This is a genomic window from Caloramator mitchellensis, assembly GCF_001440545.1.
Lineage (GTDB): Bacteria > Bacillota > Clostridia > Clostridiales > Caloramatoraceae > Caloramator > Caloramator mitchellensis.
The window spans coordinates 1-15478 of record NZ_LKHP01000016.1; the positions used below are offsets into that span (position 1 = coordinate 1).

Here is a 15478-nt window from a genome sequence, read left to right on the forward strand (position 1 = left end):
CTATTCATAGCGTCCCCCTGAAAATAGTATCAATATAATTAATTCTACATAATTTTAAAAAACCCTTTAAAACAATAAAAAAGAGGCAATATGCCTCATATAATTTGTTTTCTCTTATCAAATATATTATAGTTTTTATCTAAACCTATTAGTTCAAATGCCTTGTTCACATATTCGTTCTTCATAAAAGTATCCCATACAAAACCTGATTTATAATTTTCTATCATCAAAAGAGTGATTCCTTTGTCTATTCCTAAATAATCTTCAGCTATCCATAATGGTTCAACATCAATGTTGAATGCATCTTTAAATCCATATTTGCCAAACAAACCTGGTATATTCTTGTAGTAATAGACCAATGCCTCAGTTGACTCCTTTGGTGTAAAAACAATTGAACCAGCAGCACCTGCTGGAGGTATTGTTCCATCAGTAATGTTTTCATTATTGAATAATCCAGAAGGTAAAGAACCGTATCTTCCTTCATATCCTGACGGACCGTCGCATGCAGTAAGACCCCAAGAATTTTCACTAAAGCCTTTAAACCTTTCCCTATTATCTATGCAATACTCTCTATTTGCAAGGGTAGCTTGTATAGAATTTTCAAACCAATCTACACCTTTCTTGTCCTTTAAGTTTCTTAGGTCAAACCAGGCATGAGAGAACTGATAAGTAAAAATTGAGCCCAGCCATGAGTTTATAAATCTATAATTTTTATATGTTGCAATATTTCTAAAGAAACTATAAAATGCATCAGCTTTAACTGGATAAGTAGGAGATGCTGAAGCTAGAAAATATACCATTAGCTGTTCTGCATAGAAGTCCCAGTGACCTTCAAAGCCTCTTTCAGGGGTATACCCCATGTAGAACCAGTTCTTATCTTCATCATAATACCACTGCCAGTTAACATTCATATATAATTTTTGAGCCTTATGCCTTATTTCGCCTCCAAAATATTCACCTGCAAATAAGGCTCCACAAATTGCAATTGCCGTATCTATTAATGATACCTCACAGTTCCACACCCTTTTAGCAGTTTCCAAATCCAAAAAATGATAAAAAAAGCCATTTATATTTTCAGCGTGATATAAAAGAGTATCTAGTGTGCCATTAACCCTTTCAATCCCCTCTTTTAAGCTTATCCATCCCTTTTTTATTCCAATAGGTATAGCCGTAAGTCCAAAACCAACTGCAGCTATGCTTGATATACTTGGATTTGATGGTGCCCTATCTCTAACAAGACCATAACCTGAGCTATTTTTATCTTTATTTGCTTCGTTCCAAAAATACATAAATGAACCTAAAGCTTCTTGATTTAAAACAAATTCGCTAATATTCATTTTATCCCCCATCCAATTATAAAAATACAAACTCTATTTTATTATATTATTTTAGTTTACATAAATCTACAGGTAAAATTATTAAATGATTGCATTCTTTCCCACAATATCAAAGGCTGTCACATGTGTTTTGTGACAGCCCAGAATTAATAAAATCATCTTTTATTTAAATCATTAATAGTAGTTATCTTTATATTCGCATAACTTCCTTCTATAATTCTAACCATATAGCCAAGTTTTTCAACAAGCATAGTATCATCGGTGGCGACGATATTGTTTTCCATTGCAAATTGATGTGCCTTTAAAATCAAGTCATATTTAAAGCTTTGCGGTGTTTGAACGGAGTATAATTTACTTCTTTCTAGTGTCTCAACTGAAAAACCATTTTCAACTACCTTTATAGTATCCACAACTGGAACCGCAACTGTAGCAGCTCCGTATTCCCTCGCTGCTTCTATTGAACGGTTAATCATCCCTTCGTCAATATAAGGTCTTGCGCCATCATGTATAAGAACAATATCAGCATTTGAGGTATTTTTAAGTCCACTGTATACTGAGTTTTGTCTTTCTTTACCGCCTATTACAAGCCTGCATTTGTCAAATCCATTCTTGTTTACAATATTTTCTCTAAAATAATCCAGCTCATCTTCAGAAACGACTAATATTATTTCATCTATCAAATTTGAGTTCTGGAACTTTTCAAGCGTTAAGACTATTATCTCTTTACCGTCAATTTTAGCAAGCAGTTTGTTAAAACCCAATCCCATCCTTTTTCCTTTGCCTGCTGCAACTATTATTGCCGAAATCAAACTATCACCTCTTACGATGCACTCTTAAGTTTTGCAAAAATCATTCTTCCTGCTGCGGTTTGAAGGACGGATGTAACGACCACATCTACGACTTCCCCAACGTGTCTTCTTCCACCTTCTACTACAATCATTGTTCCATCATCAAGATATGCAACACCCTGACCTGCTTCCTTTCCATCTTTTATGATATGAATATTCATCTCTTCTCCTGGAATAACTATAGGTTTAACAGCATTTGCAAGCTCATTAATGTTCAATACAGGGACTCCCTGAACTTCAGCAACTTTATTTAAATTAAAATCATTGGTAATTATCTTCCCATTATATATTTGACAAAGCTTTAATAGTTTACTGTCAACCTCTTGAATGTTTTCAAAATCCCTTTCTACTACTTCTATAGGAAGCATTAATTCCTTCTGCATTAAATTTAATATATCAAGTCCTCTTCTTCCCCTTGCACGTTTCAAGTTGTCCGAAGAATCAGCAATGTGCCTAAGTTCTTCAAGGACAAATGAAGGAATCATTATCGGCCCTTCTAAGAATCCAGTCTTAAGAATATCAAGTATTCTTCCGTCGATTATTACGCTTGTGTCTAATATCTTAGGTTGTGAAATTCCAAGCTTACTATCGGCTTTGCTTTTTTTGTCCTTGCTAAATCTTCTTAAGAAAGTAAATACATTGTATAAATCATCTTTTTTCTTTAATGTAATGTTTACTCCTAACGTTGCAAATACTATATTGACAACTAATGTCAATGTAGAACCTACTATTGACAAAATAGTATTTCCAGCTAGAAACCTTGCAAATGGCGTAATAAGCAAGTTAGCAATCAAAAGACCTATAATAAGCCCTAATACGCTTAATATTATGTCATTTGTAGGAATCTTTTGAATACCGCTCTCTAAAAATCCAGTAAGTTTAAATATCAATTTAATTATAAATGGAGAAACAATGTAAAATATGATTCCGAATAAAATAATTGCAATTGATATAAATCCAATCCTATAAATGTTAGACGTTCCTATGATGCTATTAATAAAACCCCAGTTCTTTGCAATTTCTGTGGCTGCATATCCTAATGCAAAACCCACAATTGTCAATATCCATTTGAATATTTTTTCTAACATTAATTCACCTCCTGAAAATTATTCCAATGTATTATATATTAATATACATTATCATTCAACTAATTTCAATAATAAAAATTTTGATAAAATTTTATCACTTGTAATTTTTTAAATTTAATATTTCAATTATTTTCTTTTTTGTTTCTTCAAACTCCTCATCTAAAGCTATGCTGATTTCAGATGAAATTAGAATTAGTAATTCATTCATTGCTTTATAATCTAGCTGTGGAGCTTTTTTTGATTTATACTTTTCAGCAACTGCCTTCAATGCTTTAGCATATTCAAATATATTATAGCTTAATAACGCATTTTTATATAACTTATATCTTTCTAATGAGGTATGTGGAAGTTCATAAACTCCATTTTTTAATATATCTAAAACTTTGCCTACATCTTCTCTCTTTATGATTATCCTTATTTTTTCATCATCTTCAATAGGCAAAAAAATGCTCATCTTATTATTATTCAGTTCAATTAGATAATATTTCTTTATTACACTATCAATATTTTTCTCTTCAATAGCCCTTATAATACCTGCACCGTATTTTTTTACAAGGACTTTATCACCAATTGAATACATAACAACACCCCATTTATTAACATAATTTCCAAAGTCGCAATTTGAAGCAATATTAAAAAATAGTTAAATAAATCGAATAATATAATATTCTCTAATATTATTGTATTTTATTACTTGAATTTTGGCTCAAAAATAGCCTAAAATAAATATCAATCTATTTGACATATCATTGTCTGAATATTTATAATATTATTAAATAATAAACAGCAAGGAGTGGAGGCTGATGAAGGAGATCATTATAGACGAATTTCAGGACGCGGTTCACGACTCATTGATAAGACATAGAAGTATATTAGATATAATAACTAAATTATCCGAATCAAACTCAAGGATAAATAGAGCTGTAGCAAAAGCAGCTACAAACCACGGATGCATAAAAGTAGTTGCCACTAAGCAAAATATACCTGAAGATGCTTCTCTTGATAATATAACAGAATTTTTGAGCTATCAAATAGAAGGAAAACTATGCGACAACTGTAGAGAAATACTGGAAACAGAAATTGGAAATAATATTTATTACCTTGCCGCTTTATGCAATGCTATGGAACTTAATTTGTTCGATATAATAATAAGGCAGAACGAAAAAATTGAAACCCTTGGTAAATTCAGTATGTTATAAAGGCTCGCATTTCGCGAGCCTTTTATATTCTTCTATTCAGCAATACCTGTTCCTGAAGTTTTTTTAGCCATTCTTTTATGGACCTTGCCCTTGCTTCTCCAATTCCTTCAACTTCATCAAGTTCTTCAATATTTGCAAGAAGTATTCTTTTAAAATCACCAAGCGTTTTAATCATATTTTCAATAACTATTTGAGGCAGCTTAGGAATCTTGTTTAATATTCTATAACCCCTCGATGATACCATAGTATCAAGCATTAGGTCAGGGTTGTAACCTAACAGCTTACAAATAATAGATAATTCCAAAAGCTCTTCAGATGAAAGTCCCTTTATTGACTTGTAAACTTCATTGAAATCCTTTCCGTCGATAACAAAATCTCTTATTAGCCTTATCTCATCCTCTTCAACAGAACTTACCAAATCATTGAGCTGAAGTGAAATAAGTCTTCCTTCATTGCCAAGCTCTATAACATATCTTTCGATATCATTAACAATCCTCATAACCATTTCGCTTCTTTGAATTGCAGTTACGACATCGTAAATAGTAACCAAATCTTCAAACTCAAGCGCAGATAAATTCGTAACAGCCTCATCCAAAACAGACTTATACCTTTCAAGAGTTTGTATAGCCTGATTAGCCTTTGTTAAAATCATGCTCGTATCCTTTAATACATACTTTATATTTCCCTTAAAGACTGTAATTAAATTTCTTCTTTGAGAAATTGCAATAGCAATATTTCCAGTCTGTTTTGCAAATCTATCTGCTGTTCTGTGCCTTGTTCCAGTCTCAAGCGTTGGTATGCTTGAATCTGGTATTATTTGTGTATTTGCATACAAAATTCTTTTTAAATCATCGCTTAATACTATCGCACCATCCATCTTAGCAAGCTCATATAAATATGCTGGAGAGTATTCGCTGTTAATAAAAAATCCACCATCTAATAATTTGTTTATCTGTTCTTCATTTCCTACTACAATAAGTCCACCCGTCTTTGCCTTTAATATATTCTCTAACCCTTCCCTAAGCGGCGTTCCTGGTGCTACTAACCTTAAGACATTTAAAAGCTCAACTTCTTTTGTATCTCTCATAACTATCCCCCTAGCACTTCTTCTAAAGCTTCATAAATATTGTCCACAGGAACAATAATTAAATCATCAACCTTTTCAAGACCCTTCAAATTTTCTTTTGGAATAACGCATTTTTTAAAACCTAATTTTTTTGCTTCAAATACTCTCTTGTCGATTAAATTTACCCCTCTTATCTCTCCAGTTAATCCAACTTCACCTATTATTACTGTTTCGCTGCTTATGGGAATATTCTTAAAGCTTGATGCAATAGAACATAAAACCCCAAGGTCTGTTGCAGGTTCTACAACCTTTAATCCTCCTGCAATGTTAACATAAACGTCGTGATTTTGTATGTGCATACCAACTCTTTTTTCTAAAACTGCAATTAAAAGAACTGTCCTATTGTAGTCAAGTCCCGTTGTCATTCTTCTTGGCATTCCAAAGCTTGTTAATGAAGTTAAAGCCTGAACTTCAATCAATATTGGTCGTGTTCCCTCCATTGTGCAAACTACGCATGACCCTGATACGTCCTTAGGCTTTCCAGAAAGCAGCATTTCAGATGGATTAGAAACTTCCTCGAGCCCTCCGTGCTTCATTTCGAAAACACCTATTTCATTAGTTGAGCCAAATCTATTTTTTACGGCTCTTAAAACCCTATAGGTGTTATGCCTTTCCCCTTCAAAATATAATACTGTGTCAACCATGTGCTCTAAAACCCTTGGTCCTGCAATTGAACCCTCTTTGGTAACATGACCTACGATGAATGTTGCAATGTTTTGCTTTTTTGCAATGTGCATGAGCGCGGAAGTTGCCTCCCTAACTTGGCTAACGCTTCCTGGTGCCGATTGAAGTTCCGGTCTATATATAGTTTGAATAGAATCAATAACAATAACATTGGGATTTACATTTAGAATATTTTTTTCTATTTCATTTATATCAGTTTCGCATAAAATAAAAAGATTCTTGCTTAACACATTTAGCCTTTCTGCACGAATCTTTATCTGCTTTGCAGACTCTTCCCCAGAAACATATAGGACAACATTGCCTTCAGCTGCAACATTGTTAGCCATTTGAAGAAGAAGTGTTGATTTTCCTATACCAGGGTCTCCTCCAACAAGAACAAGCGAGCCCCTTACAACTCCACCTCCAAGAACTCTATCAAGCTCCTCAAGTTTAGTTGAATATCTAATCTCGTGAGTAATTTCAATTTCATTTATGTTCACAGGTGCATTTTTAACTTCCGAAAAAGTTACAGCCTTTTGGCTTTTTACTTCCTCTACGAATGTATTCCAGCTATCGCATCCTGGACATTTGCCCATCCATTTTGGAGACTCGTATCCACATTCCTGACATATATAAACGGACTTTGTTTTTCCCATTTTATCACTTCCTTAATTACTTGGCAATTACATTATATTTAATAAAATACGCACTGTAAAGAAAGATATTAAAAAAGGGCATAAAATTTTTATGCCCTATCAAAAACAATTTCATTGTCGACTACTTTCATTATTACTTTATCACCCTTTTTAATATTTCCCTTTAACATTTCCTCTGAGAGTTTATCTTCAACAGCCTTAGTTATTGCTCTTCTTAACGGTCTTGCACCATAAGTTTGGTCAAATCCCTGTATAAAAAGATGCTTTACTACTTCTTCGTTGAATTCTATTTCAACTTCTAAATCTTTTAGTCTCTTAATTACACTCTTTAACATAAGTTCAGCAATTTTTTCGATGTCCTTATCTTCAAGCTGATGGAAAACTATTATCTCATCTATTCTATTCAAGAATTCCGGCCTAAATGTCTTCTTTAAGTCCTCCATTACATTGTTTTTCATTCTTTCATATGAATCTTCTCTTTCCTTTTCCGTAGTTGCTGCAAAGCCTATTGTCTGCTGCTTCTTTATCGTCTGTGCCCCTGCATTTGATGTCATAATAACAATTGTATTTCTAAAATCAACAGTCTTTCCTTTACCGTCTGTTAATCTACCGTCTTCAAGTATCTGCAGAAGAACATTAAATACATCCGGATGAGCCTTTTCAATTTCATCGAATAATACTACTGAATAAGGTTTTCTCCTAACCTTTTCGGTTAACTGTCCTCCCTCTTCATATCCAACATATCCTGGAGGTGAACCTATTAGCCTTGATACAGTATGTTTTTCCATATATTCAGACATATCTATTCTTATCATCGCATTTTCATCACCAAACATAGCTTCAGCAAGCGCCTTGGAAAGTTCAGTTTTTCCAACACCTGTAGGACCTAAGAAGATAAATGAACCAATAGGTCTTTTAGGGTCCTTAATACCAACTCGAGCTCTCCTTACTGCCCTTGCAACTGCCTTTACTGCTTCTTCTTGACCAACCACTCTCTGGTGAAGTATTTCTTCAAGTTTTAAGAGCTTTTCTGACTCAGTTTCAGTCAATTTGTTAACAGGAATTCCACTCCATCTTGAAACTACATTTGCTATATCCTCAACTGATACTACGAGGATTTCACTATCCTTCTGATTTTGCCATTCGGACTTAATCTTTTCTAGCTGCTCCTTAATCTCATTTTCCTTATCCCTTAATTTTGCAGCCTTTTCAAATTCCTGTGTGTTTATAGCTTCTTCTTTTTCCTTTCTTACCTTTTCAAGTTCTTCTTCAAGATTCTTAACATCTGGTGGGGCAGTAAGATTTTTCAATCTTACCTTTGCGGCAGCTTCATCCATAAGGTCAATCGCCTTATCAGGCAAAAATCTGTCTGTAATATATCTATGTGATAAATTGACTGCAGCTTCAAGAGCCTCATCAGTTATCTTAACTTTATGATGAGCTTCATATTTATCCCTTAATCCCTTTAGTATAAGGATTGACTCTTCGACAGTAGGTTCGCCAACTTGAACAGGCTGGAATCTTCTTTCAAGCGCAGGGTCTCTTTCAATGTGCTTTCTATATTCATCTATTGTAGTAGCACCAATCGCTTGTATTTCTCCTCTTGCTAGCGCTGGTTTTAGTATATTAGAAGCATCGATTGCCCCTTCAGCAGCACCTGCACCAATAATAGTATGGATTTCGTCGATAAATAAAATTATATTTCCTGCCTTTCTTATATCCTCCATTACCTTTTTTAGTCTTTCCTCAAATTCTCCTCTATATTTTGAACCTGCTACCATTCCAGAAAGGTCCAATGTAACAACTCTTTTATTCTTTAATATTTCTGGAACATTTCCTTCGATAATCTTTTGTGCAAGACCTTCTGCTATTGCTGTTTTACCAACACCAGGTTCTCCAATCAAACATGGATTGTTTTTTGTTCTCCTAGATAAAATTTCAATTACTCTTTCAGTTTCACCTTCACGTCCAATAACAGGGTCAAGCTTACCTTCTCTTGCAAGTTCAGTTAAATCCCTTCCAAACTGGTCAAGTGTTGGAGTATTTGTTTGTCGTTGCTTTTGTCCTGTGTTTTGTTTTCCTTTAAATCCTGGATTTAATTCTCCGACGTTTAAAGTGTTCAATATTTCATTTCTTATCTTTGAAATATCTATGCCAAGTTTTGAAAGAACTGCAATTGCCACCCCTTCGCCTTCACCTAAAAGAGCAAGCAGCATATGCTCAGGTGCAATAAAGTTGTGATTTAAGGCTCTGGCTTCATTTCTTGCAAGCTCAATTATTCTTTTTGTTCTTGGAGTTAGGGGTATTTCGTGGAAATTAAAATACTCCTCACCCTTTCCTTCGATTTCTATTATCAGATTTCTTATCTTATCTTCGTCGGCTCCCAAATCCTTTAAAACTTTTGCTCCTTGACCACCTTCTTTAATTATCCCAAGAAGAAGGTGTTCTGTTCCAATAAAACTATGGTTTAAGTTCTTTGCTTCTTCCGCAGCAAGCTGAAGAGCCCTTTGACTTCTTTCAGTAAAACCATTAAACATTATATCGCCTCCTTATCTTAATGATTCCCTAACTATTTTAGCTCTTATAATATCCCTTTCCTTTGAATCTAATTCCCTGCCTTCTATTAACTGTAGCGTAGCGGGCTGAACCTTGACTAGTAACTCGTCTATCTTATTAAAGTCTATATCCTTAATTATATCCATTTCTATTCCCATTCTTATCTTAGATAAAAGATTTAAACATTCCTGGGATGATAGCATTCTTGAATATTTCAATATTCCAATTGACCTGTAAATATCATCCTCAACCTCTGCAGATTGCTTTTCAAGAATCATTTCTCTTGTCTTCATTTCCTGGTCAATTATCTTTTTTGTTACCGCGATTAGATTGTTTATTATTTCTTCTTCTGTTAGACCAAGAGTAACCTGGTTGGAGATTTGATATATATTGCCCATTGCGCTGCTGCCTTCTCCATAAATGCCCCTCATAGTCATACCAACCTGAGTAACAGTATTTAGAATATTATTAATGTTTTTTGTCATTGTAAGAGCAGGAAGATGAATCATGACTGAAGCTCTTATACCCGTCCCAACATTCGTTGGACAACTTGTTAAATATCCAAACTTTGAGTCATAGGCATACTGTATTTTCTCTTCTATCAAATCATCTAATTTATTCGCATACTCATAGGCCTCTTTAACCTTAAATCCGTTATAAATTACCTGTAGCCTGATATGGTCCTCCTCATTTATCATAATAGATACATTTTCATCTCTATTTAAAAGCACCGCAGCCCTTAAATATTCATTAACAAGGTCAAGGCTTATAAGATGTTTTTCAATCATCGATAGCCTTTCAAGCGGCTTTATATCTTTTAATTTGATCAGATTAAACTCATGCGCAATGGCTGAATTGCTATTTAGTATAGAATCAGAAACATTTTTAATGACCTCATTTATCTCCTTCTCATTTAATTTCTGTGGAAAAGGAACTCCATCTATATTTCTTGCTAACCTTACCCTGCTTGTCAAAACAATATTGTTTTCCTTTTTATTGAACAACATTAAACCACCCCCTCATTAAAGCTTTGATTCCAATTCCTTAATCTGGTCTCTTATCTTTGCAGCCTTTTCATATTCCTCATTCATAATTGCTATTTTTAATTCTTCCTTTAACTTTTCTATATCCCTCTTAATCTTTAAAATACCACCAGTTCTCTTTGGAACCTTACCAGTGTGGTTTATATTTCCATGAACTCTTTTTATTATTGGTGTAATTTCATTATTGAAAGTTCTATAACAGTTTGCACATCCCATTTTGCCTGTTCTTTTAAACTCATCAAAACTCTGATGGCAAACAGGACAAGTCACAGGCTCTGGTATTTGCTGCGGCACTCCACCCATCATCTCAAAAAATCCTTCAAGTATATTCTGAAACGACATTGGAGTAGCAAGATTAAACGGATTTATCATGTTAAATTCATTCTTCTGCTTTGCACACTCTTCGCAAAGATGCATTTCCTGCTTCACACCATTTACAATTTTTGTGATGTGAACATTTGCTTCTCTTTGATTGCAATTTTGACACAACATACACCCACCTCCATAAGTGACATTCACTTGATTTCTTGACTTCTTGAATTGTTTGACAATTCAGCCTAAATAATCTAACCTTTTTTGAATTTCTAAGAGTAATTCTTTTTAGTTACATTTATTTAAATTATAATAAGTTTATCAAAGTAGTCTTCAAAATTGATGCCCTAACTCTATCCTTGTTTTCTCCTGCAATATTCAAAACTTTATCATTTATAGTAATTCTCAAAAGTGCTGCTTCTCGTTCTGTAAGATATCCTCTTTCTTTAAAAAATTCAATATAACCTTCGGCTTGTTGTTGTGTTATCTCTTCTCCTATATTATTCCATACAGCCTCTTTAATATAATCATTATTATTAATTTTAATCCTTGTTATTTTAATAAACCCTCCGCCTCCACGCCTGCTTTCTATATAATATCCCTTGTCTACTGTAAATCTTGTTTCAAGAACATAATTAATTTGAGACGGAGCGCAGTTAAATAGATTTGCAAGTTCATTTCTCTGTATCTCTAAAAAATCCTGCTGACTTTTATCAAGCATGTTTTTTATAAAATTTTCGATTATATCCGAGAGTCTCGCCATTTTTTCACCTCGATTCATAGTAGGAATGCTCTTTGATTTTGACTTTGACTTTCTTTGACCTTTCTGATTTTAATTTTACATTCTTTTATACGCAAATCAAGTTTAATTTTTGGACAGTAATCATTTATTTTATTTGTTATTTGAGAATATTACAATTTATCTCTATACGTCTTCATTTTACAAAAAAATTCTCAAAAAATAAAAAGTTCTTGAGGTTAATCCCCAAGAAACTAATCATTTACTAGCTGTGCACTTTCATTAAAATATGATTTATATGCCAATTCCAAAAATATTATTACTGTTATAGATACACTTCCTAATATTCCAAGCATTATTGCTATTTGATATTCTATAGCCGTCAAAGGAGAAGTCCCAGACAAAATTTGTCCCGTCATCATGCCAGGTAAAAACACTATTCCCATACCAATCATTGAATTTATCGTAGGTAGTATTGCAGAATCAAATGTATTGTCAATTATATTTTTAACAGCAACTTTAGGTGTTGCCCCAAGCATAAGCGCCATTTCAATCTCATCCTTTTGTTTTTCCATATCTCCTATTAATTTTGACACGCCCAATGATATGCCAGTCATCGAATTGCCAATTAACATCCCCGCTATTGGAATAAAATATCTCGGATTATACCATGGCGAAATTCTAACTACAACTAATAAAAAATACAATATGCTCGACACAGTTCCAAATGTAAGCGACAATGCTATAATATATTTTAATCTTTTTGTAAGCTTTTTCTTATTACGGCTATATATATTGTTTATGCTAAATATCTCCATGATAATTAATATACTAATTGTAATAATAGGACTTGGATTTTTAAAAATATAGACTAATACATATCCAGTTAAAATCAGTTGAAGAGTCATTCTTACGCTTGAAATTAATATTTCTCTTTCTCTTTTTATTCCTCTTCTTTTAACTATTATAAGAAGTATTAAAACAAAAAGATAAACCGAAATCATCTGGTATAAATCTAGATGTATAACCCCATTCATTAAATTTCACCCCCAACTATCCTGCCTTTATCAATTTCTATAACTTTTTCAGCAAATTTGTTTACCAAAGACTTAGAATGTGTAACCATTATTAGCGTTTTATTTTTATTTTTAACATATTGAACTATATTTCCAATAATTTTCTCTTCAGTTCCATCGTCAAGAGCCGAAGATGGTTCATCAAAAACGTAAACCTCCGGCTCCATAACCAAAACCCTGGCAAGCGCAACCCTTTGTTTTTCTCCTCCGGACAAATTCTGAACCTCTTCATCCAACGATTTATTCAAATTAACAATTTTCATTACCTCAATTAATCTTTCATCGTCAACCAAATCTTTTCCTGAATACTTTAGCCCTATTAATAAATTCTCCCTTATATCTCCATTAAACATAACCGGCACCTGCGGAGTCATCACAACCTCTCTTCTTAATAAAACAGAATCCCAATTTTCAATAAGCTTATCTTTATAGTAAATTTCGCCACTATTACAACTAATCATTTTATTCAATAATCTTAAAGCAGTCGTCTTACCACTCCCACTCTCCCCAACAATACAGTTTATTTTTCCTTCTTCAATAATAAGTTTTTTAATATCAAGTATATTTCTATACTTTACATTTTCAAATCTAAACATCATTTCACCTCACTTTAAAATTTCATGATATAGTTCGCTTGCTCTTTTCTTAGATTCATCAAGAATTTCCTCTCCAAATTCTGTTATATAATAATATTTTCTTATTTTACCTTCTATCAGCTTCTCTTCCATTCTTAAGAGCCCCTCTTTTTCAAGAGAATGCAAAATAGGATATAAAGTTCCCGGACCAATGTTATATCCATGTTCTCTAAGTTCATCAATCATCCATAAACCGAAAAAAGGTTCCTTTTTTGCATGATGTAAAATGTGTATTTGAATAAATCCCAAAAATAATTTTCTTAAAATTTTATCCTTCAAAATATCACTCCTTTATCGATTTTCGATATCGTTTAATGATATTATACACCTAATGTTAATATATTACAATAATAAAAGATGGCTAAATCGCCATCTTTTATTGCTTTAATCTGTTATTTATTTCTCTAATTCTCTCTCTTTGCTCTTGTGGTAAAATCCATTTGAAAAAACTAGGCACAAACTCTCCGAAATGCTCTAAATTAAAATTGAACTTATATCTCTTTCCGTCCTTCTTATTCCTAATTTCCATATACTCACCTTCTCCTCGCAATCAGATGATACTTATTATCATCATGACCTCCCTTTTGACTAACATCAAATCCATTCATTTCCAATATTTTAGTAATCTCATCGCTTTGATGCACATCCGTTCCATCCATAGTAATTATTAATTCATCATCTTCACTAAGAATAGACAGGATATCATATATTTTATTAGTATCAGATGGTCCAATCACACTTCCAAAATTTATTCTATAATCCGACATATTATCCCTCCCTTTAAGTATTTTTTGCATATTTTCCGATTTAATACGGCATTATTTTTGAAATATTATAAGTTTCATAATTCATTTGTTAGATTTTTAAAATAACTATGGATTTTTTATCTTCCTTATGTTATCATATATTTGTTATAATTTTTTATTTTTAGGGGGTGTTATAATGAATAAAAAGAAAATGTCAATTGCAAATCAGGTTCTTATCGCACTTATCGCCGGTATTGTTTTTGGAATATTGGCTAATAGCTTTTTTCCAAAACCATTCAACGAAGGCTTAAGCAAATGGATGCTGGTGCCATTTGGCAATATATTCTTAAGAGGAATTAAGATGCTGGTTGCTCCTCTTGTTCTAGTTTCACTAATTGTTGGAACTGCAAGCATTGGAGATATTAAAAAGCTCGGCCGTGTTGGCGGAAAAATAATCGCATACTACCTTTTGACTACAGCTTTAGCAATCACAATTGCGTTGTTTGTAGCTAATATAGTAAATCCAGGTATTGGAATAAACATACCTGCTCCTAAGGAGTTTAAGCCAACTGAACCACCTTTCTTAATGGATATATTCGTTAATATGATCCCAACAAATCCATTCGAAGCTCTTGTAAAGGGTGAAATGCTTCAAATAATAGTTTTTGCAATATTGTTTGGCATATCATTGGCCCTATTTGGAGAAAAGGGAAAGCTTTTACTTGATGTATTGGAAAATATCAACGAAGTTTTACTGAAAATAATAGGAATAGTAATGCTATTTGCTCCATACGGAGTATTTGCACTGATTTCTAACGTTATTATATTCCAGGGTATTGATGTGTTATTGCCTCTTTTAAAATATGCACTAACTATCATATTTGTTTTGTTAGTTCAAGTTTTACTGGTTTACGGTTCATTGTTAAAGATACTTGGAAAAGTAAATCCTGTAAGCTTTTTCAAGAAATTCTGGCCAGTAATGGTTGTTGCCTTCTCAACATCAAGCAGCAATGCAACTATTCCAGTTAACCTCGAAACATGTGAGAAAAAACTTGGTGTACCTGAATCAATTGCCAGCTTTACGATTCCGCTCGGTGCAACAGTAAACATGGATGGAACAGCTATAATGCAGGGTGTTGCTTCCATATTCATAGCACAGATTTATGGTGTTGATTTAACCATTTCCCAACAATTAATGATAATTCTTACTGCAACTTTAGCCTCAATAGGAACAGCTGGAGTTCCAGGAGTTGGTCTTGTTATGCTTACTATGGTTTTACAATCTGTAGGACTTCCAATAGAAGGTATCGGGATAATAATAGGAGTTGACAGAATTCTCGACATGTCAAGAACAGTTGTAAATGTAACTGGAGACGCAGTTGGAACAGTTATAGTTTCAAATTCAGAAAAAGAATTAAACCTAACTACTTATAACTCAACATTAAGTGCATAAA

At 33.1% G+C, this 15478-nt stretch carries 17 protein-coding genes; 2 read left to right on the top strand and 15 right to left on the bottom strand.

Translation table 11 applies throughout. The features are described from left to right. Nucleotides 1–95 precede the first annotated feature (95 nt). The 4 genes from ABG79_RS10390 to ABG79_RS10405 form a co-directional block, all read right to left on the bottom strand. A complete protein-coding gene (locus tag ABG79_RS10390) occupies nucleotides 96–1337 on the bottom strand; it encodes a glucoamylase family protein (RefSeq protein ID WP_057979403.1) in 1242 nt (413 codons plus the stop codon). A 155-nt stretch (nucleotides 1338–1492) separates the two neighbouring features. Next, nucleotides 1493–2146, bottom strand: coding sequence for a 2-C-methyl-D-erythritol 4-phosphate cytidylyltransferase (gene ispD / locus ABG79_RS10395; RefSeq protein ID WP_083490416.1), 654 nt, complete (start codon nucleotides 2144–2146; stop codon nucleotides 1493–1495). Between the two features lie 11 nt (nucleotides 2147–2157). Beyond that, the gene (locus ABG79_RS10400) at nucleotides 2158–3273 is read right to left on the bottom strand and encodes a PIN/TRAM domain-containing protein (RefSeq protein ID WP_057979404.1); all 1116 of its coding nucleotides are present in this window, start codon (nucleotides 3271–3273) and stop codon (nucleotides 2158–2160) included. A gap of 94 nt (nucleotides 3274–3367) precedes the next feature. Next, a complete protein-coding gene (locus ABG79_RS10405; protein ID WP_057979405.1) occupies nucleotides 3368–3853 on the bottom strand; it encodes a CarD family transcriptional regulator in 486 nt (161 codons plus the stop codon). Nucleotides 3854–4076: 223 nt separating this feature from the next. On the opposite strand from ABG79_RS10405, the gene ABG79_RS10410 reads away from it, so the two are divergent. Continuing rightward, nucleotides 4077–4472 (top strand): hypothetical protein, encoded by a 396-nt coding sequence (locus ABG79_RS10410; protein ID WP_057979406.1) that lies wholly within the window; start codon nucleotides 4077–4079, stop codon nucleotides 4470–4472. Nucleotides 4473–4494: 22 nt separating this feature from the next. Here ABG79_RS10410 and disA read toward each other — a convergent pair whose 3' ends face one another. The 11 genes from disA to ABG79_RS10460 form a co-directional block, all read right to left on the bottom strand. Next, a complete protein-coding gene (disA, locus tag ABG79_RS10415) occupies nucleotides 4495–5559 on the bottom strand; it encodes a DNA integrity scanning diadenylate cyclase DisA (RefSeq protein ID WP_057979407.1) in 1065 nt (354 codons plus the stop codon). Nucleotides 5560–5561: 2 nt separating this feature from the next. Then, the gene (gene radA / locus ABG79_RS10420; RefSeq protein ID WP_057979408.1) at nucleotides 5562–6917 is read right to left on the bottom strand and encodes a DNA repair protein RadA; all 1356 of its coding nucleotides are present in this window, start codon (nucleotides 6915–6917) and stop codon (nucleotides 5562–5564) included. 89 nt (nucleotides 6918–7006) lie between these two features. Further along, nucleotides 7007–9454, bottom strand: coding sequence for an ATP-dependent Clp protease ATP-binding subunit (locus ABG79_RS10425; protein ID WP_057979409.1), 2448 nt, complete (start codon nucleotides 9452–9454; stop codon nucleotides 7007–7009). 12 nt (nucleotides 9455–9466) lie between these two features. Beyond that, nucleotides 9467–10480 (bottom strand): protein arginine kinase, encoded by a 1014-nt coding sequence (locus ABG79_RS10430; protein ID WP_057979410.1) that lies wholly within the window; start codon nucleotides 10478–10480, stop codon nucleotides 9467–9469. A gap of 15 nt (nucleotides 10481–10495) precedes the next feature. Next, nucleotides 10496–11008 (bottom strand): UvrB/UvrC motif-containing protein, encoded by a 513-nt coding sequence (locus ABG79_RS10435; RefSeq protein WP_057979411.1) that lies wholly within the window; start codon nucleotides 11006–11008, stop codon nucleotides 10496–10498. A gap of 127 nt (nucleotides 11009–11135) precedes the next feature. Next, nucleotides 11136–11591, bottom strand: a complete 456-nt coding sequence (locus tag ABG79_RS10440; protein WP_083490417.1) for a CtsR family transcriptional regulator — start codon at nucleotides 11589–11591, stop codon at nucleotides 11136–11138. A 230-nt stretch (nucleotides 11592–11821) separates the two neighbouring features. Next, nucleotides 11822–12604, bottom strand: coding sequence for an ABC transporter permease (locus ABG79_RS10445; protein ID WP_057979413.1), 783 nt, complete (start codon nucleotides 12602–12604; stop codon nucleotides 11822–11824). After that, a complete protein-coding gene (locus ABG79_RS10450; protein WP_057979414.1) occupies nucleotides 12604–13239 on the bottom strand; it encodes an ABC transporter ATP-binding protein in 636 nt (211 codons plus the stop codon). The genes ABG79_RS10445 and ABG79_RS10450 overlap by 1 nt, the downstream gene beginning before the upstream one ends. 9 nt (nucleotides 13240–13248) lie before the next feature. Continuing rightward, the gene (locus ABG79_RS10455; protein ID WP_057979415.1) at nucleotides 13249–13557 is read right to left on the bottom strand and encodes a PadR family transcriptional regulator; all 309 of its coding nucleotides are present in this window, start codon (nucleotides 13555–13557) and stop codon (nucleotides 13249–13251) included. A gap of 97 nt (nucleotides 13558–13654) precedes the next feature. Further along, entirely contained in the window at nucleotides 13655–13807 is a 153-nt protein-coding gene (locus ABG79_RS12530) for a hypothetical protein (protein WP_160318235.1), read from the bottom strand. A gap of 4 nt (nucleotides 13808–13811) precedes the next feature. After that, complete coding sequence (locus ABG79_RS10460; protein WP_057979416.1) at nucleotides 13812–14045, bottom strand: hypothetical protein; 234 nt, start codon at nucleotides 14043–14045, stop codon at nucleotides 13812–13814. A gap of 172 nt (nucleotides 14046–14217) precedes the next feature. Between ABG79_RS10460 and ABG79_RS10465 the strand changes: the two genes are divergently transcribed. Continuing rightward, nucleotides 14218–15477, top strand: coding sequence for a dicarboxylate/amino acid:cation symporter (locus tag ABG79_RS10465; RefSeq protein ID WP_152978241.1), 1260 nt, complete (start codon nucleotides 14218–14220; stop codon nucleotides 15475–15477). The last annotated feature ends 1 nt before the right edge of the window (nucleotide 15478 follow it).